The 22,169-nt window shown below is 62.9% G+C and carries 22 protein-coding genes; 12 read left to right on the plus strand and 10 right to left on the minus strand.

Annotated features, from left to right (window positions below; all coding sequences use genetic code 11):
- The 3 genes from HUK82_RS05715 to HUK82_RS05725 all read left to right on the plus strand — a co-directional run.
- On the plus strand, positions 1-275 hold a 275-nt coding region (locus tag HUK82_RS05715), incomplete at its 5' end, for a hypothetical protein (RefSeq protein ID WP_176613036.1).
- Between the two features lie 77 nt (positions 276-352).
- Positions 353-760, plus strand: coding sequence for an alternative ribosome rescue aminoacyl-tRNA hydrolase ArfB (gene arfB, locus HUK82_RS05720; protein ID WP_373318238.1), 408 nt, complete (start codon positions 353-355; stop codon positions 758-760).
- A gap of 22 nt (positions 761-782) precedes the next feature.
- A complete protein-coding gene (locus HUK82_RS05725) occupies positions 783-968 on the plus strand; it encodes a hypothetical protein (protein WP_176613038.1) in 186 nt (61 codons plus the stop codon).
- A 15-nt stretch (positions 969-983) separates the two neighbouring features.
- Here HUK82_RS05725 and HUK82_RS05730 read toward each other — a convergent pair whose 3' ends face one another.
- Positions 984-1,763, minus strand: coding sequence for an acetoin reductase (locus HUK82_RS05730; protein WP_176613039.1), 780 nt, complete (start codon positions 1,761-1,763; stop codon positions 984-986).
- A 310-nt stretch (positions 1,764-2,073) separates the two neighbouring features.
- On the opposite strand from HUK82_RS05730, the gene HUK82_RS05735 reads away from it, so the two are divergent.
- Positions 2,074-2,412 carry a hypothetical protein gene (locus HUK82_RS05735; protein ID WP_176613040.1) on the plus strand — a complete coding sequence of 113 codons (339 nt, stop codon included), beginning with the start codon at positions 2,074-2,076 and terminating at the stop codon, positions 2,410-2,412.
- 12 nt (positions 2,413-2,424) lie between these two features.
- On the plus strand, positions 2,425-2,649 hold the full coding sequence (locus tag HUK82_RS05740) for a hypothetical protein (RefSeq protein WP_176613041.1): 225 nt from the start codon (positions 2,425-2,427) through the stop codon (positions 2,647-2,649).
- 467 nt (positions 2,650-3,116) lie between these two features.
- Here HUK82_RS05740 and HUK82_RS05745 read toward each other — a convergent pair whose 3' ends face one another.
- From HUK82_RS05745 to HUK82_RS05760, 4 genes are all read right to left on the minus strand, one after another.
- The gene (locus tag HUK82_RS05745; RefSeq protein WP_176613042.1) at positions 3,117-4,055 is read right to left on the minus strand and encodes a substrate-binding domain-containing protein; all 939 of its coding nucleotides are present in this window, start codon (positions 4,053-4,055) and stop codon (positions 3,117-3,119) included.
- Between the two features lie 64 nt (positions 4,056-4,119).
- Positions 4,120-4,959, minus strand: coding sequence for an ATP-binding cassette domain-containing protein (locus HUK82_RS05750; protein WP_246495296.1), 840 nt, complete (start codon positions 4,957-4,959; stop codon positions 4,120-4,122).
- A gap of 3 nt (positions 4,960-4,962) precedes the next feature.
- Positions 4,963-6,108 carry an ABC transporter permease gene (locus HUK82_RS05755; RefSeq protein WP_176613043.1) on the minus strand — a complete coding sequence of 382 codons (1,146 nt, stop codon included), beginning with the start codon at positions 6,106-6,108 and terminating at the stop codon, positions 4,963-4,965.
- Between the two features lie 118 nt (positions 6,109-6,226).
- Positions 6,227-7,135, minus strand: coding sequence for a MurR/RpiR family transcriptional regulator (locus HUK82_RS05760; protein WP_246495308.1), 909 nt, complete (start codon positions 7,133-7,135; stop codon positions 6,227-6,229).
- Between the two features lie 158 nt (positions 7,136-7,293).
- Here HUK82_RS05760 and HUK82_RS05765 point away from each other — a divergent pair, with 158 nt between their 5' ends.
- Genes HUK82_RS05765 through HUK82_RS05785 form a run of 5 tightly spaced genes read left to right on the plus strand, consistent with a single transcriptional unit; the run spans position 7,294 to position 14,352 of the window.
- The gene (locus tag HUK82_RS05765) at positions 7,294-9,210 is read left to right on the plus strand and encodes a bifunctional 5-dehydro-2-deoxygluconokinase/5-dehydro-2-deoxyphosphogluconate aldolase (protein WP_176613044.1); all 1,917 of its coding nucleotides are present in this window, start codon (positions 7,294-7,296) and stop codon (positions 9,208-9,210) included.
- A gap of 46 nt (positions 9,211-9,256) precedes the next feature.
- Positions 9,257-11,113 (plus strand): 3D-(3,5/4)-trihydroxycyclohexane-1,2-dione acylhydrolase (decyclizing), encoded by a 1,857-nt coding sequence (gene iolD / locus HUK82_RS05770; RefSeq protein ID WP_176613045.1) that lies wholly within the window; start codon positions 9,257-9,259, stop codon positions 11,111-11,113.
- A 44-nt stretch (positions 11,114-11,157) separates the two neighbouring features.
- Positions 11,158-12,042, plus strand: coding sequence for a myo-inosose-2 dehydratase (gene iolE / locus HUK82_RS05775; protein ID WP_176613046.1), 885 nt, complete (start codon positions 11,158-11,160; stop codon positions 12,040-12,042).
- On the plus strand, positions 12,042-12,842 hold the full coding sequence (gene iolB / locus HUK82_RS05780) for a 5-deoxy-glucuronate isomerase (protein WP_176613047.1): 801 nt from the start codon (positions 12,042-12,044) through the stop codon (positions 12,840-12,842). Before iolE ends, iolB begins: the two co-directional genes overlap by 1 nt.
- A gap of 16 nt (positions 12,843-12,858) precedes the next feature.
- Positions 12,859-14,352 (plus strand): CoA-acylating methylmalonate-semialdehyde dehydrogenase, encoded by a 1,494-nt coding sequence (locus tag HUK82_RS05785; protein WP_176613048.1) that lies wholly within the window; start codon positions 12,859-12,861, stop codon positions 14,350-14,352.
- Positions 14,353-14,422: 70 nt separating this feature from the next.
- On the opposite strand, the gene HUK82_RS05790 is transcribed toward HUK82_RS05785, so the two are convergent.
- Positions 14,423-15,562, minus strand: a complete 1,140-nt coding sequence (locus HUK82_RS05790; protein ID WP_176613049.1) for a Gfo/Idh/MocA family protein — start codon at positions 15,560-15,562, stop codon at positions 14,423-14,425.
- A 153-nt stretch (positions 15,563-15,715) separates the two neighbouring features.
- Here HUK82_RS05790 and HUK82_RS05795 point away from each other — a divergent pair, with 153 nt between their 5' ends.
- Both HUK82_RS05795 and iolG read left to right on the plus strand, forming a co-directional pair.
- Positions 15,716-16,546 carry a sugar phosphate isomerase/epimerase family protein gene (locus tag HUK82_RS05795; RefSeq protein WP_176613050.1) on the plus strand — a complete coding sequence of 277 codons (831 nt, stop codon included), beginning with the start codon at positions 15,716-15,718 and terminating at the stop codon, positions 16,544-16,546.
- The gene (iolG, locus tag HUK82_RS05800; protein WP_176613051.1) at positions 16,543-17,544 is read left to right on the plus strand and encodes an inositol 2-dehydrogenase; all 1,002 of its coding nucleotides are present in this window, start codon (positions 16,543-16,545) and stop codon (positions 17,542-17,544) included. Before HUK82_RS05795 ends, iolG begins: the two co-directional genes overlap by 4 nt.
- A gap of 15 nt (positions 17,545-17,559) precedes the next feature.
- On the opposite strand, the gene HUK82_RS05805 is transcribed toward iolG, so the two are convergent.
- The 4 genes from HUK82_RS05805 to HUK82_RS05820 form a co-directional block, all read right to left on the minus strand.
- Positions 17,560-18,636 (minus strand): flagellin, encoded by a 1,077-nt coding sequence (locus HUK82_RS05805; RefSeq protein ID WP_176613052.1) that lies wholly within the window; start codon positions 18,634-18,636, stop codon positions 17,560-17,562.
- A gap of 10 nt (positions 18,637-18,646) precedes the next feature.
- A complete protein-coding gene (flgK, locus tag HUK82_RS05810) occupies positions 18,647-20,146 on the minus strand; it encodes a flagellar hook-associated protein FlgK (protein ID WP_176613053.1) in 1,500 nt (499 codons plus the stop codon).
- Between the two features lie 56 nt (positions 20,147-20,202).
- Positions 20,203-21,441: a flagellar hook protein FlgE gene (locus HUK82_RS05815; protein WP_176613054.1), complete on the minus strand. Its 1,239-nt coding sequence runs from the start codon at positions 21,439-21,441 to the stop codon at positions 20,203-20,205.
- A 142-nt stretch (positions 21,442-21,583) separates the two neighbouring features.
- Positions 21,584-22,084: a helix-turn-helix domain-containing protein gene (locus HUK82_RS05820; RefSeq protein ID WP_264802178.1), complete on the minus strand. Its 501-nt coding sequence runs from the start codon at positions 22,082-22,084 to the stop codon at positions 21,584-21,586.
- Between the last annotated feature and the right edge of the window lie 85 nt (positions 22,085-22,169).

Here is a 22,169-nt window from a genome sequence, read left to right on the forward strand (position 1 = left end):
CCGAGGGCGCGGCCTTCGCGGTGGCGGCGGCCGGAGGCCTCGGCCTCGCGCCGGGCGGACTCAGCGTGGACGACACGGAAGGCGGCGGCTTCGTGCCGCGCCGGATCGGTGATCGCGGCCAGGGCCTGCTCGGTACGGGCGACGATGTCCTGTGTGTCGATCATGGTACGGGCGGTGCCTTTCGCGTCGTCTCGGTGCCGGGGCGGCGGTTTCGTTTCGATACCGTTGCCCTCGCTGTGGTCTTTCGGCAATGCCACGAAGCCGGGCGGGCGTGAAGTGCGTCTGGCGCCCTGTCGCAATGCGTCGGGCGGTGCTATGCCTCGCCGCGCCGTTTGCCATGTCAGGACACCCCATGCCGCCCCGCATCCCGGATGAGGAGATCGAACTGACGCCGATCCTGTCGTCGGGTCCGGGCGGCCAGAACGTGAACAAAGTCGCCACGGCCATTCAGTTGCGTTTTGACGCGCGGCGATCGCCGTCGCTGGACGATCGGACCAGCATTGCGCTGCAACGTCTGGCGGGGCAGCGGCTGACGCGTGACGGTGTGATCGTGATCACGGCGCGGCGGTTTCGCAGTCAGGAACGCAACCGGGCCGATGCAATCGAACGTCTGCTCGATCTGGTGGCCCAGGCGTCCCACCGCGAACCCAAACGCATTCCCACCCGGCCCGGCAAAGGTGCGCGCGAACGGCGCCTGACCGGCAAGGCGCATCGCGCGCGCGTCAAACAGGGGCGCGGTGGCCGGATCGACACGGACTGATGCAACCCAAGGATTTCATCTGATGGACCGCAAGCGCCTGACCCGACTCTGCACCACGCTGGCCACGATCTGTGTCGCGGTCGGCGTGGTGCTCTGGCTCTATGGTCGCCAGACACAAAGCCAGAGTGTGCTGTTGCTGGTCGCGTCGGAGGGGCTGATCGGCGTTGGCCTGCTGCTGCTGGGCGTCGTGGCGCTCTGGGGGCAATAGGCCGTCGCGCCGGGCTCAGCGATAGACCAGACCGCCGTCGATCAGCACAGACTGACCGGTCATATAGGCCGCGTCGTCACCGGCCAGGAACGCCACCAGTCCGGCGACGTCGTCCGCCGTCTCCGCGCGTCCCAACGCGATGCCGTCGACGTATTTCTTGTAGGTCTCGCCCTTGGCCGCCCCGGTCAACTCGGCAAAGCGCGCGTCGATGTCCACCCACATGTCCGTGCCGACCACGCCCGGGCAATAGGCGTTCACGGTGATACCGTGGCTGGCATATTCCTTGGCGGCCGCCTGCGTCAGCGCGCGGACGGCAAACTTGGTCGCCGAATAGACACCCAGCAGCGCGTAGGCCTCGTGCCCGGCGATCGAGCACGCATTGATGATGCGCCCTTTCGTGCCGCGCTCGATAAACCGTGCGGCGGCGGCCTGGATGCCCCACAGCACTCCGCCGACATTGATGTTGAGAATCTTGTCCAGGTCGGCCGGCTCCACGTCCGCCAGCGGCTTGACCTGCGCGATGCCCGCGTTGTTGACGATGGCGTCGAACCCGCCAAGTGCCGTCTCGGTGTGATCGATCGCGGCGCGGACCTGCCCGCGATCGCTGACATCGGCAATGGCGGTTGTGACCTTCACGCCCAGCGCCTCGACCTCGGCTGCGACGGCGTCGAGCGCGCCCTGCCGAAGGTCCACCAGCGACAGGGCCGCACCTTCGCGCGCCAGACGCAGCGCGATGCCTCTGCCAATCCCCTGCCCGGCACCTGTGACCAGCGCGACTTTACCCTTGAGCGACATGTGTTCTTCTCCCTGGCCACCCCGTTTCCGGGCGGCGACGCCGGTCAACCGCGCAGACGGCCTTGCATACCGCTCGCGTCGTTGCCGGTCATTGTCATCGCGGCGCCTGACACCGCATTGACATGCGTCACCCCAGACACGGTTATCTCAAGACGCGCCTGCGCGACGTCACGCCGGTGTGACGCCAACACCCCGATGTGTCTCAGTTCTGCGACGTTCGCGAGACAGGACGCGGGTCAGGCTACCCTCCGCAGAGTATCTCTTCCGACGGGGTGCGCGCTGCCCTGTCGCAAAGCGCGATCCACGCGGCATGGCTATCGCCCCGCCGGTCGATCCGCGCACTGTCGCCGCGCCATGCCCGAAAAGGGCATATCGAAACGTACGTCCGCTGAACGACCAATTTCCGCAAACAAACCGCCGTCTGCCCGGAGCGAGCGTAAAGCCCGCTCCCGCGCAGGCGACAGTGGGCGATGTCGAGCGCGCGACCGGCATGGAATCCATCACGGTTTGTGACATGCGACGCCTGATACGCGTGAAGAACAGTCCATCCGCCGCAGCCGAAATCAGCGCGGCCCCGACTCGCCAGGAGGGATCATCGGGCGATATCGTGTCGATCCTGCGCAACGCGCCGTCTGTGTACATCTCTTAGCAGGGTATCGGCATGACCTCGCCGGTCATGTCGGTGTGCGGAGCGCACGGCGTCGAATCGGCCAACACACTTGATGGCATGCCGATGCAGAATCTCCTCGACGGAAGGTCTGGCGCATATCTGAACCGTGTCTTTGGCGATCCATTCATACTGGATCAGATCGACCGGCTGACCCTTTATCCGGACGTGGGCTATCCAGACCAGTTTTGGCACTATCGGGGGCACCGTCGTCTATAAACCAAGCGGCCCAGGGATAAATTCTTGATCGAGGAATTGGGAGAGGTCAGTTCTTTCCTGATTTAGAAAGCCGGTTCCAGATCGATAGCGATCGCCCGGATGGCGCGCTCGGGCCAGGCGTCGACGCACCCAACAGGATGCTCAATCCGGTCCACCGTATGGTGGCCGCTGAAAAATCTGAATATTCAAACCCGGTTCAATACGTTTTACTGTCAGCATACGTATAAACGGATTTCTTGCGCATCGTGCAGCATATTAACCCGCAATCCAACCGAGTATACCGGGTCTGCAGGGGGCGTGGTTCCGAATTATGTCTACACCACCCTGCATAGTGATGGTCGCCCAGCCACCGTCATGGTGACGGTGCGCGCAACAGTATGAGCATACGTCTTCTTCTAAGAAAACGTGAAAGAGGCCAGTCGACAAGCGACCGGCCTCCCGAACATCATCACGCGGTAGACGAATGCTTAGCGAATGCCCTTCGCGGATAGGTCAATCACCGACCCGGCCTGGTCCTTCGTGATCAGACTCGGTCCCGAGGCCACGTCTCCAGATGGCGAAAGACCATACTTTGCTTTGAGTGCGAGGAACATAACGGGTAGGTAGCCCTGAAGATAAGGCTGTTGATCAACCGAGAACAACGCGTCGCCGTTCTTCACCGAGGTCAGAAAACCGGCGGACAAGTCGAAAGCCGCCAGTTTGATCTTACCCGTCATACCCATGGACTTGATGGCCGCGACCGCAGGCTCGCCCACAGTCGCGGCACCAAGTCCTATAATCGTATCGATCGAGGAATCCGCGCGTAGAGCGCCTTGAATTTTCGAACGGACGTTCGCCGGATCGAGATCGACGGGCAGTATCTTCGACTTGCCGAACGTCTTGGCGAAGCCAGCGCAGCGATGGTCGAGCGCGACATTTCCGGGCTCCTGATCGACACACAGCGCGTTGGTGCCACCAGCTTTTTTTAACGCCGTGCCGGCCGCCATACCCGCCACGGTCTCATCCTGCCCGACGTCGACGGCGATGCCGACCGCGCGTGCCGTCTCCGGGGCAGCGTTGGTGGCAATAACCGGAATGCCTTGCGAAATGATCTGCTGGATCGGACGCTTGAGCGCGTCGCTATCGGGAACGGTCGTGACGATACCGCTTGGCCTCTGGTTGGCGGCCGCCGTCAGAAGATTGGCCATCTGCGTCATGTCGTAGCTGTCAGGCTGCCGGAATTCGAGGTGAACACCGAACTGCGCAGCCGCTGCCTGGGCACCGTTCTTGATGACCGTGTGAAAGGGGTCCGCCGCCTGACCGTGATCGACGAAAATAATCGTGATCGGGGCGTCGGCAGCGAAGGACCGGCTGCCCCAGGCTACTGCCGAAAGACATGCAGCAAGAAAGAGAGACGATTTTTTCATTTTTATTTTCTCTTTTTTTCAGATCGTCTTGTCAGAACAGAGTTCTCTTACGCCGTGCGGTGGTTCAGACCATCCCCCCGAGCTCATCAGACAGAGACTGCATTTCACGGCCACCGGCCATCAATGTTTGCAGTTGCTCCATATCGATCTCGTTCTTGCGGAATGTACCCAATGTTTTTCCACGGTTAAGAACCGTAAAGGCATCGCCCACCGCATAGGCATGACGGACATTATGCGTGATAAAAATAACTGCAAGCCCTTCGGCGCGAACCTGACTGATGTATTTCAGCACCATCGATGTCTGCGCGACACCCAGCGCAGACGTCGGCTCGTCAAGGATCAGGACCCGTGCCCCGAAATACACCGCGCGGGCAATTGCCACGCATTGACGCTCGCCGCCCGACAGCGTGCCGACGGCCTGATCCGGATCACGCACATCGATGCCGATCTTTTTCATCTGGTCGTGCGTCACCGTGCTGCACGCAGTGTAGTCGACCCAGCGAAAAGGAAACATACCCTTCGTCGGCTCGCGCCCCATGAAGAAATTGCGCGTGATTGACATGAGAGGAATCATGGCTAGGTCTTGAAAGACCGTGGCAATACCGGCATTTTGCGCATCGCGTGGCCCACGGAAACGCGCGGGTTCGCCGTCGACCATAAACGCCCCTGTGGTAGGCGCATGCACACCCGAGAGCGTCTTGATCAGGGTCGATTTACCGGCGCCGTTGTCGCCCAGAAGACACAGAACCTCCCCGGCACGGACGGTCAGCGACACGCCGGCCAGGGCGATCACCTGTCCGAACTCCTTGCGGAGATCGGTAATTTCGATGATCGGCGTTCCACGTGCGGGCAGCGTCGGTTCGTGGGCACGATGCATGCCCATACTATTGGCGATATGGTTCATGGCTCAGCGCTCCCCCGTCACCTTACGGCGTAGGTGATTGTTGAAAATTACGGCAATCAGAAGCATCACGCCCAGAAAAACCTGAAACCAGTCGCTGTCGAACGTCGTGTAACTCAAGCCGATTGACACGATTCCGAAGATGATCGAGCCGAAGAACGCACCCAACGCCGATCCGTAACCGCCGGTCAGCAGACAGCCGCCGATCACCGCCGCGATCACCGCCTGGAACTCCTTCTGCAGGCCGCGCATCGCGTCGGTCGACCCGGCATCCATGACCGTCAGAATACCGACGAACGCTGCGGAGCAGGCGGTCAGGATGAACAGCCCCATCTTCACCCGGTCGACCGGAACGCCGGAGTTGCGCGCAGCACGTGCATCGCCACCGCTGGCAAAAATCCAGTTTCCGACCTTCGTCTTCAGAAGACACCATGTTGCGAGGGCCGTGAAAAACACGAACCACACCACGGCAATGGGGATGCCCGGCGCGGCGGGCGTCCCGTCGGGGAGTAACTCGATCAGGCCGAGATCGGCCAGGCGCCGGAACAGGCCACTGAACGCAAAGCCGGAGAAAAGCGGCGTAAACACACTGTCGGCCGTCGCTTCGGTAAAGCCGCGCAGCTGCGTCGTGCCACCCGTCACGATCTTCAGACCGACCAGCGACAGGCCGCGCAGAATGAAAAAGAACGCCAGGGTCACGATGAACGACGGCAGCCGTGTGGCCTGGACCACCGCGCCATTGATGGCACCCACAAGGGCTGCGACCACCAACGTCGCCGCCACCGCGATGATAAGCGGAAAATGCCATTCCAGAAGGAATATACCGAACACAAGCCCGGCAAATGCGACCATGGAACCGATCGAGAGGTCGAACTCACCGCCGATCATCAGCAGTGACACAGCGACCGCCATGATCCCGAGCTGCGCGGACGGGTTCATGATAGTCAGACCGCCATTGAGCGTAAACATCGCGCTGTTTGCGGTAAAGAGGAAGAAGATTCCTACGATGATCAGACCACCGATCGCCCCCAGTTCGGGGCGCCGCATCAGACGGACGAGAAAGCCCGTGGTCTGCAGGCGCTCGTCGCGTGATACGGGAGATTCGGGGCTGCTGCGCCCGGGCAATGGGCCGGACGTTGTGTCGATGGACATCGGCAAACTCCACAGGCTTCCGGTTTGAACCAATTCTTCTATTTTTGTCAGCCTTGGGAATTTATATTCCCTTCGTTATATGTGCCCGTCAACCTCCAACCACCCGAAGGGCCGATCGTCACGCAGTTGTGCGAGTCCGGCTCCGGTCGGATTTCTGGCTGTCCGCTGGATACTGACGGCGCTCCCCTATCGCGGCAGCCAGCGTCATGATCAGAACCATACCAGCGGAATTGGCGCGAAATCCCTTGAAATCAGCTTCAATTAATTCAAACCAGACCCCGTCGGCCGGCACCACGGCGCTGAACGGACTATCGGTCAACACCACCAGGCGTGTCCCCTGCGCCTCGAACTGGGCGAACAGGTCGATGGTGCGAGGCGCGTAGGGAGTGTTGCTGATGATAAAGGCCGCATCGCGCCCTGTGGCGAACGAGACGATCTCCGTCTCCATGTTGGTCGCGGACCCGACAACGATGTTCTTCACACCGAGCTTGCCCAGAAGATACGAGAAATACTCCACCACAGCTGCCGAGCGCCGCATGCCAAGCAGATAGACGGTCTCGGACGAGGACAGGATCTCGACCGCGCGCTCCAGCCGATCGCCCTCCATATGCAGCCGCATGGTGCGCAGCGAGGCCTCGAACGCATCCGAAAAGCCATCCAGCAACGTCATCACGCTGGGCAGCCGCCCGTCGGCCTGACGCAGGGCATCGATCCGGTCGCGATAGGTATGGGGGCGCCCCCGCAGCCGCGCGCGAAACACGTCCTGCATGTCCGAGAAACCGGCAAACCCGAAGAGCCGCGCGAACCGGATCACGGTCGATGGCTGCACGCCCGCATGCGACGCGACGCTGCTGACCGTACCCAGCGCGAAATCGTCCGGCGACGACATCACGAAATCGGCGAGCTGGGTCAGCCGGCGTGGAAGAGTGGCATACCGCTCCTTGATCAGGTGTCGAAACTCGTCGAAATCGGGCGGAGGTGTCGAAGCCGGGTCAGCCATGGGGGCGGGGTCTGCCTTCCTGCGCATGTGGACGATCCTTCCTCCGAAATAGAACGTATGTTCCTACGGCACAACGTGGATCTACCCACCACCTTGCCCTGATACAGGAATGAATATTCCGTGAATTGACTTTCTATGGAATTTTCATTCCTATTCTCTCATTCGGTGCCAGAGAGATAAAATCCATGACCGCATCCACCGCCCTTGACGTCATCACGATCGGACGGGCTTCCGTCGACCTCTATGGCCAGCAGATCGGCGGCCGGCTCGAAGATATGGCCAGCTTCAGCAAGGCCGTCGGGGGCTGCCCCGCGAACATCGCGATCGGGACCGCGCGACTTGGCCTTCGCTCCGCCCTGATCACCCGTGTCGGGCACGAGAATTTCGGTCGTTTCATCCGCGAACAGCTTGAACGCGAGAGCGTGTGCACGGACGGCGTGATAACCGATCCGGCACGTCTGACGGCACTCGCCATCCTCGGCGTTCGCGATCAGAGCAGTTTTCCGCTATTGTTTTACCGAACCGACTGTGCCGATAACGCGCTCGAGCCCGATGATATCGATCCCGCGTTCGTCGCGCGCGCTGGCGCACTGGTCGTGACCGGAACACATTTCGCCCGGCCGCACACCGCCGCCGCGCAGCGCAAGGCGATGCGTCTGATGCGCGATCAGGGCGGCAGGATCATTTTCGATGTGGACTACCGGCCCAATCTCTGGGGTCTGTCGGGCATTGGCGACGGCGAAAACCGCTATGTCCGGTCGGCGCAGGTGACACAGGATCTCGCGCCGATCCTGGCGGAATGCGACCTGATCGTCGGCACGGAAGAGGAACTGCATATCGCTGGCGGCCATGAGGACACGCTGGACGCCATACGCGCGATCCGGGCCCTGTCGCAGGCGACGATCGTGTGCAAGCGCGGCCCGATGGGGTGCGTGGCGTTTGACGGCGCGATCCCCAACGCGCTCGAAGACGGCATTACTGGTCCGGGCTTTCCGGTCGACGTCTACAACACGTTGGGTGCGGGTGATGCATTCATGTCCGGCTTCCTGCGCGGATGGCTGCGTAACGAGCCGCTCGAGACGTGTTGCACCTATGCCAATGCCTGCGGCGCCTTTGCCGTATCCCGCCTTTTGTGCTCGTCGGAAATCCCGACATGGCCGGAATTGCAGCATTTTCTGGTGCAGGGCAGCACCCATCGCGCCCTGCGTCACGACACCACCCTTAATCACCTGCACTGGGCGACGACGCGCCCGGTCCAGGCCACGCCGATCATGGCGCTGGCCTGCGACCACCGTCTGCAGCTCGAGGAGATGGCGCGTCAGGCCGGGGCACCGTTCGACCGCATCGCCGGGTTCAAACGCCTTGCGGTCGAAGCGGCCTTGCATGTGGCCAACGGCGCACCCGGCTTCGGGCTGTTCATGGATGGTCGTTACGGACAGGACGCGTTGTTCCGCGCCTCCCATGCCGGCCTGTGGACGGCGCGGCCGATCGAAAAGACGGGTTCGCGTCCTCTCGATTTCGAATCCGGCGGGAGTCTGGGCGCCCATATGACGGAATGGCCGAGCGAACAGGTCGCCAAATGCCTGTGCTTCTATCGCCCCGACGATTCCGAGGATCTTCGTGCCCGACAGATCCGGGAGTTGCAGCGTGCCCAGGATGCCTGCCGCCGACAGGGCCGCGACCTTCTGATCGAGATCATCGCAGGGCGCGATGGGCCGTTGGCCGAGCACACGGTGGCCGACGCGCTGAGCCAGCTGTACGAGGCGGGTCTGAAACCCGACTGGTGGAAACTGGAAGGACAGGACAATCCGGCCGCGTGGCGCGCGATCGGTGCGGTGATCGACGCCAATGATCCACTATGCCGGGGCATCGTCATTCTCGGACTCGACGCCCCGGCCGAACAGTTGATAGCGGCCTTCGAGGCGTCGACGGCGACGCCCTGGGTCAAGGGCTTTGCGATCGGACGCACGATCTTCTCCGACGCCGCACGCGCGTGGCTGGCCGGATCGATCAGCGACGAAGCCGCGATCGCACAGATGAGTGAGCGGTTCGGGCGTTTTGTGAACGCCTGGCGCGCTCGCGGGAGCTTGCGCGCCGCCTGACTACCCGATCAGACTCGCCCTAACAACAAGAACGAGAGACAAGGCGATGACCACGATCCGCCTGACAATGGCCCAGGCCCTGATCCGGGCCATGGCGGCCCAGATGACCGAAATCGACGGCCACGTCGTGCCCTATTTCGCCGGTATGTGGGCGATCTTCGGGCACGGGAACGTCGCGGGACTTGGCGAGGCACTCTACGCCGAGCGCGAGCGCCTGCCCACGCTACGCGCCCACAATGAACAGGGCATGGTCCACGCGGCGACAGCGTTCGCCAAGGCCAGCCGCCGTCGCCGTGCCATGGCGTGCACCAGCTCGATCGGGCCCGGCGCGCTGAACATGGTGACCGGGGCCGCGGTAGCCCACGTAAACCGTCTGCCGGTTCTTCTTTTGCCCGGCGACGTGTTCGCCAACCGCGTGCCCGATCCGGTCTTGCAGCAGGTCGAGGATTTCGGCGACGGCACGGTGTCCGCCAACGATGCGTTCCGCGCGGTTTCGCGCTATTTCGACCGGATTACGCGGCCGGAACAGCTGATCCCGGCGTTTGCGCGGGCCATGAGCGTTCTGACCGACCCGGCCGAATGCGGCCCGGTTACGCTGGCGTTGTGTCAGGATGTTCAGGCGGAGGCCTTTGATTTTCCGATGCACATGTTCGCGCCACGCCTACATCGCCAGAGGCGCGCGCGCCCGGACGAAGGCGAACTCGCCGACGCGGTGGCGGCGATCAGGGGCGCGCGTCGCCCGCTGGTCATTTCCGGCGGCGGCGTCCTGTATTCCGGCGCGGAACAGGCATTGGCAACGTGGTGCGCGGATCGCGGCGTACCGGCCGGCGAAACGCAGGCGGGGAAATCCGCCCTGCCCCCTTCGTCCGACATGACCATGGGCGGGATCGGTGTCAGCGGCTCCGAGGCCGCCAATGCCCTGGCCGCCGACGCCGATGTCATCATCGCGATCGGCACGCGGTTTCAGGATTTCACAACGGGCTCCTGGGGGTTGTTCCGCAACCCGGACCTGAAGATCGTGGCCCTCAACACACAGGTCTTCGACAGCACCAAACACGCGGCCCTGCCGGTCGTGGGCGATGCGCTGGTGACGTTGGGCGAGCTGGATCGGCAGCTGGGTGACTGGCGGCCCGAGAGTGCGTGGACATCACGCGCGCGCGCCGCACGGCAGGCTTGGCATGAGACATCGGCGCGTTTTACGGGATCTGCTCCGTCGGGAGGGGCACTCCCGTCGGACGCGCAGGTGATCGGTGCGGTGCGGAAAGCCAGCCGACCAGACGATGTCGTCGTCTGCGCGGCCGGCGGCCTGCCGGCGGAATTGCAGAAGCACTGGCAACCGGAGAGACCGGGCGGCTACCACATGGAATACGGTTTTTCCTGCATGGGGTATGAGATCGCAGGCGCCATCGGGGTCAAGATGGCCGATCCGACGCGCGAGGTGATCGTGATGCTCGGCGACGGCTCCTATCTGATGCTCAATTCGGAGATCGCGACCTCGGTGATGCTCGGCCAGAAGCTGATCATCATCGTGCTCGACAACCACGGCTACGCCTGCATCAACCGCCTGCAACAAGCGACCGGCAGTGCGCCGTTCAATAATCTATGGGAAAACTCGCAGAACATGCAGACGTTTCCCGCGATCGATTTCGTCGCGCACGCACAAAGCCTGGGCGCGGTCGCACAGAAAGTGTCTGACCTTACGTCCCTGACGGGAGCGGTCGCGCGCGCACGCGCCGCTGCCGGCACGCATGTCATCGTCATCGATACCGACCCTCACAGGACCACGGACGCCGGCGGCGCCTGGTGGGACGTGGCCGTGCCCGAGACCTCCACGCGTGAAAGCGTGTCGGCGGCGCGCCGTTCCTACGAGGAAAAACGCGCGATCCAACGCCTGGGAAACTGAAACGGCCTTTCGCCGCAACCTGCCGCCACGGCACGGAGACTTCAATGCCTGTCAAGATTGGTGCCAATCCGATCATCTGGTCGAACGATGATATGCCCGAGATCGGCGGAGCCACCCCGCTGGACACCTGCCTGTCCGAAGCCCGGCAGGCCGGACTGCAGGGGATGGAGCTGGGAAACAAGTTCCCCCGCGAACCCGCCGCGCTGAAAGCGGCCCTGGCCCCATACAGTCTGGCCTGCGTGTCGGGCTGGTATTCCAGCGCGCTTCTGGAACGCTCGGCCGAAGACGAGGCCCGGGCGATCGACAATCACGTCGCCCTTTTGTCAGCCATGGGCTCGAAGGTCGTCATCGTGGCCGAGACTTCCAACGCGATTCACTCCCGTATCGACGTGCCGCTGTCCAGACGCCCGGAACTCGATGCCGCGCAATGGCGCCTGTTTGCCGATCGCCTGACGACGCTGGGCCACGTGATCGCCGATCGCGGCATGGCGCTCGTCTATCATCATCATATGGGTACGGTCGTACAGTCGCGCGACGACATCGGCCGCCTGATGGACCTGACGGGACCGTCGGTCCACCTGCTGCTCGACAGTGGGCATGCGCTGTGGGGCGGCTCCGACCCGGTCGAGCTCGCCACTACCTATCGTGAACGGGTGAGACACGTCCATACAAAGGACATGCGTCCGGACATCCGCGCCATCGCGGACACACAGGACTGGAGTTTCCTCAACGCTGTTCTCGGCGGCGTCTTTACCGTCCCCGGTGACGGCTGCATCGATTACCGCCCATTCTTCCGCGCGCTGCGCGGTTACGACGGCTGGGTCGTCATCGAGGCCGAACAGGACCCGGAGAAAGCCGATCCGCTGACCTACGTCACCAAAGGGCGGCGGTATCTGACGCAGGTCCTGACCGAACAGGAGATGCTGTAATGTCGTCACCCCTGCTTGTGCATTCCCATTCCCCTGACGCACAGTTGACGACCGTGCGCGTGACGCCTGAAAGCGCGCACTGGCGCTATGTCGGGTTCGAGGCACGGCAACTCGCGCCCGGAGCGGTCACGACCGGCGACAGCGGCCAGACGGAAATCTGCCTCGTCCTCGTGCGCGGTCGCGCGCGCATCGAGGGCGCGGGACAGGATTTCGGCATTCTGGGCGAGCGACTCTCGCCCTTTGACGGCCTCCCCTGGTCCGTTTATCTGCCCCCCGGATCGGCGTGGCGCGTCACCGCGGAGGACGAGGCCGAACTGGCCATCTGCGCCTCGCCCGCCAAGGGTTTGTATGGGCCACGCGTGATCACGCCGGAGGAAACCGGCGAGATCACGCGCGGAAGTGGCGCTAACCTGCGCCGTGTGCGCAACATCCTGCCCGATACGGCCCCTGCCGAGACCCTGCTGGTGGTGGAGGTGATCACGCCGGGCGGCAACTGGTCGAGCTACCCGCCGCACAAGCACGACACCGACGACGTTCCCAACGAGACCTATCTCGAAGAAACCTATTACCACCGGCTACGCCGTGGCAGCGGATTCGCGCTCCAGCGCGTCTACACCAAGGACGGAACGCTCGACGAAGCCATGGCCATCGCCGATCGCGACGTGGTGCTTGTCCCGCGCGGTTACCATCCGGTGGGTGCCCCGGCGGGCTTCGATCTCTATTACCTGAACGTCATGGCCGGTCCGGTGCGTCAGTGGAAATTCTCCATGGACCCCGATCACGCCCACATCCCCTACTGAGCAACGGAGGTCCCTGATGGAGACCGTACAGCACTATATCGACGGCGCCCGGACCTCGGGCGAGTCGGCGCGCACCGCCGACGTGTTTGACCCCTCCACCGGACAGGTGGCGCGGCAGGTCGTTCTGGGAACGCGCGGCGATCTCGATCGCGCCGTCGCCGCCGCGCGCGCCGCATTCCCGAAATGGGCCGAAACACCCCCCCTGACCCGGGCGCGGCTGATGTTCCGCCTGCGCGATCTGGTGGAGCGGCGCGCCAACGAACTTGCCGCCATCGTGACGGCCGAACATGGCAAGGTCCTGTCCGACGCGGTCGGCGAGATCACGCGCGGCATGGAGGTGATCGAGTTCGCGACGGCCGCGCCCGAACTTCTGAAGGGCGAAATCACCGAACAGGTCGCGCGCGGCATCGATGCCTACACCGTGCGCCAGCCGCTGGGCGTGGTGGCCGGGATCACCCCGTTCAATTTCCCGGTCATGGTGCCCCTGTGGATGGCCCCGATGGCCATCGCGACGGGCAACTGCTTTATCCTCAAGCCTTCGGAACGGGATCCGTCGGCCGCCCTGTTCCTGGCCGACCTGTTCGCCGAAGCCGGCTTCCCCACCGGGGTCTTTCAGGTGGTGCAGGGCGACAAGGACATCGTCAACGCGATCCTTGAACATCCCGACATCAAGGCGGTGAGTTTCGTGGGATCGACGCCGATCGCACGCCATATCTATGCGACCGGAACGGCGCACGGCAAGCGGGTGCAGGCGCTGGGTGGCGCGAAAAACCATGCCATCATCATGCCGGATGCCGATTTGCCGAAAGCGGTAGACGCGCTGATGGGCGCGGCCTACGGCTCGGCAGGCGAGCGTTGCATGGCCCTGTCCGTCGCCGTGGCGGTGGGGTCGGCCGCCGATCCGCTGGTCGAGGCGCTCGCCCCCCGCGTGCGCGGCCTGAAAATAGGACCCGGCACCGACGCAGAGAGCGAAATGGGCCCGCTGGTCACCGCCCAGCATCGCGACAAGGTCGTCTCCTTCATCGATTCCGGCGAGGCTGAAGGTGCAACCGTGGTCGTGGACGGTCGCGGCCTTCGCCTGCAAGGCTATGAGGGCGGCTACTATGTCGGCGGCACGTTGTTCGACCATGTGACACCCGACATGACGATCTATCAGCAGGAAATTTTCGGCCCGGTTCTGGCCGTCGTCCGCGCCCCGGATTTCGCCAGCGCGCTGAACCTGATCAACGAGCATGAATTCGGCAACGGCACCGCCATCTTCACCCAGGACGGCGATGTTGCGCGGACGTTCGTCCACGGCGTGCAGGCCGGCATGGTCGGCGTGAATGTCCCCATTCCGGTGCCGATGGCGTTCCACTCCTTCGGCGGATGGAAAAATTCGCTGTTCGGCGATCATCATATGCATGGTCCCGAAGGCGTGCGCTTCTTCACCAAGCTCAAGGCCGTCACGACCCGCTGGCCAACCGGCGTGAAGACCGGGGCGGAGTTCGTGATGCCGACGTTGGGCTGACGCCTCCTGCGCCCGGCCGAGACACACAGGACGGGAGCCCCCCGGGGGCTCCCGTTTTCGTTTGCCGTCTTCAGCGCTCCACCGCCGTCCACTCCCCTGTCGCCGAGGCACGATGAATGGCGTCCATCACACGCGCGGTCTTCAGCGCGTCCGCAAAGGGCGTGGGCGACGGCGCGACCCCGGTGATCGCATCGATCAACCCCTTGACCTCGATGATCTTGAGATCATTAAAGCCGAGCTGATGCCCCGGCCCCGGACAAAACGCGCCATAAGGCGGATAGGCCGGTCCGGCGGTCAACGTCGTGAAGCCGGAGCGATTGGCGGGCTGGTCACGCTTGAAGATCTGAACCTCGTTCAGCCGCTCCTGCGTGAACTTGATCGCACCCCGCGACCCGGTGACCTCAAACGCCAGACCCATTTCCCGCCCGGTCGCGACCCACGAGACATCCAGCATCGCGGTAAAGGGCCGATCCCGAAAACGCGCGAGGATCGCGGCCTGATCGTCGATATCAACCGGATGCTCGACGCCGTCGGGTGACGAACGTGTCGGGTAGACCGTGTCGAGACGCGCAATGACGTCGGTGATGTCCCCCAACAAAAAGCGGCTCATGGAAATCAGGTGCGAGCCGATATCGGCCAGTGCGCCACCGGCTTCGTCCGGATGCATGCGCCACGAATATGACCCCTCCCGGCGTCCCATGAAACCGGCGACATAATGACCGTTGAAGCCGATAATGTCGCCGATCTCACCATCCGCGATCATCTGGCGCACCGCATGCACCATCGGATTGCGCTGGTAATTGAAGCCCACCAGCGTCACGACCCCCGCCGCCTCGGCCGCCTCGGTCATCGCAAGTGCGTTCTCAAGCGTCGTCGACAGTGGCTTTTCGCAATACACGTGCTTTCCGTTGGCCAATGCTTCCAACGCCATCGGAGCATGCTGGCTGTTCGGCGTGGTGATCGCGACGACATCGATCGCCGGATCGCACACCAACTCATGCCAGTCCCCGGTCGATCGCGAAAAACCCAGGGCATGCGCAGCCTCCGCCGCGACCTCCGCATTCCGGTCGGCCAGGAATTCGAGCCGCGGCTGCGCGTTCAGGGGGAATATGCCCCCGACGGTCCGGAACGCGACTGCGTGCGCCTTGCCCATGAAGCCGCTGCCGATCAGGCCGACTCCGATCGTTTTTGATTTATTATTATCGACCATTGGATTCTCCCGAATCTGTGTTCTGCGCGAGCCTCGCGGCACAGCGAATTATGATATCAAAATTCCCTCAAACACCATAAATAGAATGAACACTCTACCGTCAGCCGGTGAACCCCGCGGACGACAGGGATCTGGAAGACGGAGATATCCCGAATGAAGCGTTCTCTTGGCGTCTGCACCTGGACATACGGGCCGGTGCCTCTTGCGCAGATTGCGCGTTCGCTGCGGCGGCTGTCCTATGACGGCGTCGAACTGCATGGCGACCTCGATGCTTTTTCAGCGCGCGAGGCGCAAAAGATCCTCTCCGACCAAGGGCTGGATGTCTTCTCACTGACACCCGGCGATGTCGATATCGCGCACCCCGACGCGGTGGTACGCGGCGCGGGCGTCGACTATTTCAGACGCCTGATCGATTTCGCCGCTGAACTCGACGCGCCGATCGTCTCCGTTCACGGCAAGGTCGGACGCGTGCGCGCCCTCGAGTCCCAGCAGGCCGAATACAGGCTGCTGTGCGAGGGCGTAGCGCAACTCGCGCGTCATGCGCGGGCCTGCGGCGTTCCACTCGTGTTCGAGGTGCTCAATCGCTACGAGTCACATTTGATCAACACAGGGGCCCAGGCGCTCGCCCTGATGGCGGAGACCGGGTGCGAAGCGGTTCGTCCCCTGCTTGATGCCTATCATATGAATATCGAGGAGGCCGATCTCCCCGGCGCCATCCGGCATGTCGGTTCGTCGCTCGGCCTGTTTCATATCGCGGACACCAACCGTCAGGGGTTGGGCCTCGGGCATCTGGACGTCGCAGGCGTTCTCACGGCGCTCGACCAGGTCAGTTACCGCGGCCCGATCATCGTCGAATGCACGGCCGCGGGGCCCGACCCCTTCACGCCCGTAAAAAACGCTGACTACCTCTCCGAACTCGAGAATTTTCTGGAGCGGACGCATCGGCACATCAGCCAGCACACGCAGGAAGCCGTATACTCATGACTGGAATCGCACTGTTCGGATGCGGCCGCATTGGTCGTCTGCATGCCGCCAATCTTGCCCGCACGCCAGGCGTTACGCTGGTGTGCGTCTACGACGTGATGCAGGGCGCCGCGAACGCACTCGCGACCGAGCTCGGGACATCGGTGGCACCCTCGATCGAAGCGGCGCTCAACGACGAGCGCGTGGACGCCGTCCTGATCGCGACATCGACCGACACGCACACCGACCTTATTCTCCAGTCGGTCGCAGCGGGCAAGTATGTCTTATGCGAAAAGCCCGTCGATCTCGAACTGCAGCGTGCGATCGCATGCCGCGACCGACTCGGCACCCAGGCGTCCCGCGTCATGATGGGGTTCAACCGTCGCTTCGATCCGTCGTTTGAAGCGGTACGCCGACGCCTCGAGGCCGGTGAAATCGGACGCCTCGAACAGGTGATTATCACAAGCCGGGATCCGTCACCGCCACCGCCTGCCTATATCCGCGTCTCCGGCGGCCTGTTTCGCGACATGACGATTCATGATTTCGACATGAGCCGCTTCATCGCCGGGAACATTGTGGACGTATCCGCAACGGGCGGCTGCCTCGTCGATCCCGAAATCGGCGCGCTGGGCGACATCGACAGTGCCATGATTACCATGAAGTCAGCGACCGGCGCTCTGGTTCATATCAACAACAGTCGCCGCGCCGTCTATGGCTACGACCAACGTCTGGAAGTCTTCGGCTCTGACGGCCTTCTGCTCGCGAAGAATCGCCATGAAACGACCGTCGAAGCCAGCGGTACCGGCTTTACGGGCCGCGCCGATCCGGCTGCTCCGTTCTTTCTGGAACGATACAGCGAGGCGTATCGCGCCGAAATCGCTCGTTTTGTAACGTGCATTCGGGATGAAACCCCATTTCCCGTTACGCTTGATGACGGCATCGCGGCGTTGCGGCTGGCGCAGGCAGCACAGGAGAGCCTGGCCAGCAGCAAGACCGTGACGATAGACGACAGAGCCTGACAGAATCTGCCAGCGTCAGATGTAGTTCGCCAGAGACAGGCCCTTCATATCAGCCACAAGGGTGTAGGACGCCTGGAGCTGAAGCTGCGTCTGGCTGAGCTGCGTCGAGACCGTGGCAAGGTCCGCATCGACGAGGGTCGAATACTGGGAGGACAGCGCCGTGGACAACTGGGTGAGCGTGGCCGCACGCGTCGACAGCGCGTTCTGCTGCACACCCAGCTGTCCTTGCGTCTCGTTGAGAGACGAGACGACCGAGGCATTTGACTGAAGCACACCGGTGACGAGGGATGAAAATTGCGATGTCGTGGCGCTGACAGACCCCAGCGACGCGACCACCATGAGATTTCGGATCAGGTCGCGCATGGCCGAACCTGTGGACGTATCGGACGCCGTGCCACCCTGCGTCGCGACAAAGCCTGTAGCGGTCATGGAAGACTGGCTGATCGACACGTCCGCCTGCATTCCCGCCGCCGTCTGCGGAGCCACGGAGAGGATGGCGGAGAAAGGCGACAGAGCGGCACTGTTATCGGCGGCGAACGACAGTGTCTGCGCGAGCACCGCGTCAGTTCCCGTATCCGACACCTGTGCAACGCTTGCCGAAATCGCCTTCGCCAGAGAGCCATCGGCCAGATCCACACCGGCGGCGATCACGGGCGTGCCCCCGTTCGCACCCCCCAGGACGTAGGTGGAACCATTCTGGGTATTCAGCAGACCCTGCAATGTCGCCAGTGCCGACTTGGCCGTGGAGGCCGCGATCGCGACAGTGGAGTGCGTCGGCGTGGTTTGCAGGGTCGTCAAAGTCGTCGTGAGGGACGACGCCAATGACGCGATCTCGTTCACGGCATTGACAGATGTCGTCAGGTTCGTCTGGGCAGTGGTGACATTGGCTTGCCATGCGGACACCTGACTGACCTGCTGTTTGATGTTCAGAACCTGCGCCGCGCTGTTCCCGAGGCCGGCATAGGTATCCGATACCGTGCCGGACGCGGTCTCGTTTTGCAGCGCCTGCTGCTGCAGCGACAAGGTACTGATCGCACGATCCAGGATCAGCGAGGTTCCGGACGTCCCATACTGGCCGACAATACTGCTCATGACAAAATCCCTAGACTGCGGCGATCAGAGAGGCGAACATGGATTGTACCGCCGCCACGACCTTGGCATTTGCCGCGTATGCGTTCTGCAGGGTGACGATGGTGGACATTTCGCTGTCGGTGTCCACGCCGGACACGGTGCCGACTTTTGTCTGCAGGCTCGTCTGGGCCGCCGTCGCGACCTGAAGAGACGACGAGGCCCCGGAAATGACCGAGGCCTGATTGGCGGTCAGCGCCGTAGCGAGGGAGCCGAGGCTCAGCGTTCCCGCATAGCCCGTGCTCAACGTACCGCTTGCGCCCAGGCCCTGGCTTGGCGCCGCTGGCTGCGCCGTACCATCGGCCAATGTCGTCCCGAAAGTGTAGCTGAGCACGTTGCCGATGATACTCGACGTGCTCGATGATGCCCTGGTGCCGGTGACGACCAGCCTCGGATCGGCGGTGACCGCCGGGTTGACACTGAGCATCGACGAAAAACCCACCACCCCGTCGGGGGGCGCCTGTGTCGAGGACGATCCGGGCAATGCTCCCGCCGAATCAGAAAACAGCGTCAGGCCTTGTGCATCGAACCGGTTGGCCAGAGCCGAAGAGAACGAATCCAGCTGTGCCTGCATGGTCGGCAGTGTCTGGTCGCGCAACTGAATGTTGGCGCCGAGCGTGCCACCTGACAGCCCGGACGTAACGTCCGCACCGTTCAGCGTAATCGCCGGGACCGAGGACGTCGAGGTCAGCGTCGCCGCCGACGTGGACAGGGGCCACGCCGACGTCGGAATGGTCACGCCGTCCGTGGTGGGGCGTGTGGGCAGTGCAAGGCCCGTGCTTGTACGCACGAGCATGTCGCCGTTGGCGGTTGCCGAAAAAGAGACCGATGTCTGGGTAGACAGGTCCTGCATGACCGCGGCCCGCTGATTTTCCAGATCGGCGGTGTCGACCCCCTGCGCCTTGAGGGTCATGATCTGCTTTGACATCGATCCGATCGTCGTCAGATCCGTATTGATCGTGGATACCGTGGAGACGATCGAGTCCTGCGCGGTCTGACGTTCGCTCTGATAGGCCGAGGCGAGCTTGTTCACGGTGTCGGCAACGGTCTGGGCATCACTGACGACGGTCCGCTGCGCGGTGCTGTCCGACGGGGTAGCCGAAAGCGTGGTGAAAGCGCTCTGGAGCGTACCCAGGACGTCGCTCAACGTGCCCGTGCTCGTGGTGGAATCGCTGCTCGTCGTTCCCTGAACGGCGGAGATTGCGGACAGGGCGTTGTCCAGGGTCGCGTATGAGGAAACGTCGGCATTTTTCGTATACAGCAGGTTTTCCAGCGCCGTATTGACATCGCGAGCCGTGGCACCGACCGCGACGCCACCGCCGATGCCTCCGTAGGAAACGGCGACCTGGGTTGCGACTTCCTTCACGTAGCCCGTGGTGCTGGCGTTCGCCACGTTCTGCGATGCGACCGCCAGAGCGTGTTCGGTGCTGTGCAGCCCCGAACTGGCAATCGACAGGGCGTCGGATATACCCATTGCTTACTCCCACTAACCTTTGCGCGTGTCAGATCGCGACCGACCAGTCCGACCGGTTACTGAACCATCGACATCGTCGCCTGCAGCATGCTGTCAGACGTCGTGACGACCTTGGTATTCGCCGTATAGGCCTGCTGCGCGACGATCAGCTGCGACAGGTCGCTGGTGAGGTCTGTCGTCGATGATTCAACCGAACTCGTGGCGAGCTTGCCGGTACCGTTTTCGCCCACCAGGCCAAGCGTCGGCTGACCGGACGCTGCCGTCGCGGTATAGGTCTGTCCGTCGCCAGCCTCCAGACCGTTGACATTCCTGAAGGTCGCAAGGGGTATTTTCGCCAGAAGCTGTGAACTTCCGTTGTCGAATGTCGCCATCACCGACCCGTCCGTTGTCATGCTAAGCCCCTCGAAATTGACGGACTGCACACTGTCGGTCGACGTCGTCGGGCTGTAGCTCGACTGTGTGGCAGTGGCCAGTGATGCGCCGCTCGCGCTCCCGATGGTGCCCAGGCTGATCGCGTAGTTCTGGGTTCCGTTGGCGAAGTTGAAGGTTCCCGTCGACGTGCTTCCGTTTACTGACGCCAGCGTTCCATCGGCGTTGAACTGAACCGGAATCACCTGCGAGGCGGCCCCGTCCTCGTTGACGGTCAACGTCCACTGCGTGCTGTTCGTGGCGTCCTGCGACCAGGCCATGTTGATCGCGTGGCTGTTGCCGCTTGAATCGTACACCGTGGTCGACGAGTTGCCGGTGCCGCCGGTGGCCTGAGTCGAGCCAAGGGCGCCGGACAACGACACGGTCGGCCGGAACGTGACATCGCTGAACTGCAACGGCGTCAGCGCCGTGCTCTGGGTGCCATTCGCCGCGACCTGATAGCCTTCGAGGTAATCGCCACTCGTGTTGACGAGGTAGTTCTGGTTGTTCTCGTAGAAATTTCCGTTTCTGGTGTAGTAATGCTGGGCGCTGAAGTCGGTCGTGGTGGCGTTCGACGCACCAGAAGGCTGGGCGACGGTGAAGAAGCCATTACCCGAAATCGCCAGGGCGAGACTGTTGGTGCTACTGGTGATCGTCCCCTGTACATCGTTGCGCTGAAGGGTTGTCGCGCTGACGCTGTCCGACCAGCCCGAAGCGGAGGCCGCCACGGCGCCGGTCTGCTGCGTGACGTAATCCTCGAAACTGGTGTCGCTGGCCTTGAAGCCGACCGTCTGGCTGTTGGCGATGTTGTTGCTCAGGTCACTGAGGGCATGCGACTGGGCATTGATGCCGCTGACCGCGGTGGTCAGCGCATTGAAGATGGACATACGGCGCGGTTCCTTCGAACGACGTGGGGACGGCGGTTCTCAGGACACACGATCGGCGCAAGACACGAAAAAAGTCTTAACGGCGCATTTTTTTCCCAGGGCTCTACCGAACCGGATCAGCCAAAAAGCCACATCAGGCCGCTCAGGGCTCCGCGGGGGCCATGGTCCGGATCAGGTCGAGCATCTTTCGCCGCACCTCGGTGTCCGGTATCCGGTAATAGGCGCGTACCAGATCGACCGTTTCACGACGCGAAAACAGTGCCGAATCATCCCCACCGGGCGCGAAGATGCCGGGTGACGCCACGGGAGGTGGTGCTCCGAAGCTTGCCTGGGTCTCCGCAAAGCCCGTCACCGGACCATCGGCGCGGACTCGGGCGTCACTGGCCGTCGGCAGCGCATCGAAAAAGAAGCTGATCGGCACTTCAAGCACGCGCGAGATATCGAACAGACGCGACGCGCCGACACGGTTCACGCCGCGCTCGTATTTCTGGACCTGCTGGAATGTCAGCCCAAGGGCATCGCCGAGCTTTTCCTGCGACATGCCCATAAGCGTCCGACGCAGACGAATGCGGCCCCCGACATGCACGTCGACCGGACTTGGAGATGAGACAGCCCTGTCGGGTCCACTGGGTTCGGTAGCCACGTTCTGCGCCTTGTTGCTTAACCGAGCATTAAACTCTCAACCTCAAGCTGTCAATGTTAACCAAAATAAACGAATTGCAACCCTA

The sequence above is a fragment of the Ameyamaea chiangmaiensis genome (assembly GCF_013376175.1).
Taxonomy (GTDB): Bacteria; Pseudomonadota; Alphaproteobacteria; order Acetobacterales; family Acetobacteraceae; genus Ameyamaea; species Ameyamaea chiangmaiensis.

Excerpts from the sequence above, each read along its gene's own strand:
- HUK82_RS05730 (WP_176613039.1), bottom strand. The coding sequence starts at position 1,763 with ATGTCGCTCAAGGGTAAAGTCGCGCTGGTCACAGGTGCCGGGCAGGGG.
- HUK82_RS05735 (WP_176613040.1), top strand. The coding sequence starts at position 2,074 with ATGGCTATCGCCCCGCCGGTCGATCCGCGCACTGTCGCCGCGCCATGC.
- HUK82_RS05815 (WP_176613054.1), bottom strand. The coding sequence starts at position 21,441 with ATGTCCATCTTCAATGCGCTGACCACCGCGGTCAGCGGCATCAATGCC.
- flgK (WP_176613053.1), bottom strand. The coding sequence starts at position 20,146 with ATGGGTATATCCGACGCCCTGTCGATTGCCAGTTCGGGGCTGCACAGC.
- HUK82_RS05785 (WP_176613048.1), top strand. The coding sequence starts at position 12,859 with ATGGAGACCGTACAGCACTATATCGACGGCGCCCGGACCTCGGGCGAG.
- HUK82_RS05765 (WP_176613044.1), top strand. The coding sequence starts at position 7,294 with ATGACCGCATCCACCGCCCTTGACGTCATCACGATCGGACGGGCTTCC.
- HUK82_RS05750 (WP_246495296.1), bottom strand. The coding sequence starts at position 4,959 with ATGAACCATATCGCCAATAGTATGGGCATGCATCGTGCCCACGAACCG.
- iolB (WP_176613047.1), top strand. The coding sequence starts at position 12,042 with ATGTCGTCACCCCTGCTTGTGCATTCCCATTCCCCTGACGCACAGTTG.
- iolG (WP_176613051.1), top strand. The coding sequence starts at position 16,543 with ATGACTGGAATCGCACTGTTCGGATGCGGCCGCATTGGTCGTCTGCAT.
- iolD (WP_176613045.1), top strand. The coding sequence starts at position 9,257 with ATGACCACGATCCGCCTGACAATGGCCCAGGCCCTGATCCGGGCCATG.
- HUK82_RS05790 (WP_176613049.1), bottom strand. The coding sequence starts at position 15,562 with ATGGTCGATAATAATAAATCAAAAACGATCGGAGTCGGCCTGATCGGC.
- HUK82_RS05740 (WP_176613041.1), top strand. The coding sequence starts at position 2,425 with ATGACCTCGCCGGTCATGTCGGTGTGCGGAGCGCACGGCGTCGAATCG.
- HUK82_RS05805 (WP_176613052.1), bottom strand. The coding sequence starts at position 18,636 with ATGAGCAGTATTGTCGGCCAGTATGGGACGTCCGGAACCTCGCTGATC.
- arfB (WP_373318238.1), top strand. The coding sequence starts at position 353 with ATGCCGCCCCGCATCCCGGATGAGGAGATCGAACTGACGCCGATCCTG.
- HUK82_RS05760 (WP_246495308.1), bottom strand. The coding sequence starts at position 7,135 with ATGCGCAGGAAGGCAGACCCCGCCCCCATGGCTGACCCGGCTTCGACA.
- HUK82_RS05795 (WP_176613050.1), top strand. The coding sequence starts at position 15,716 with ATGAAGCGTTCTCTTGGCGTCTGCACCTGGACATACGGGCCGGTGCCT.
- HUK82_RS05745 (WP_176613042.1), bottom strand. The coding sequence starts at position 4,055 with ATGAAAAAATCGTCTCTCTTTCTTGCTGCATGTCTTTCGGCAGTAGCC.
- HUK82_RS05755 (WP_176613043.1), bottom strand. The coding sequence starts at position 6,108 with ATGTCCATCGACACAACGTCCGGCCCATTGCCCGGGCGCAGCAGCCCC.
- HUK82_RS05725 (WP_176613038.1), top strand. The coding sequence starts at position 783 with ATGGACCGCAAGCGCCTGACCCGACTCTGCACCACGCTGGCCACGATC.
- iolE (WP_176613046.1), top strand. The coding sequence starts at position 11,158 with ATGCCTGTCAAGATTGGTGCCAATCCGATCATCTGGTCGAACGATGAT.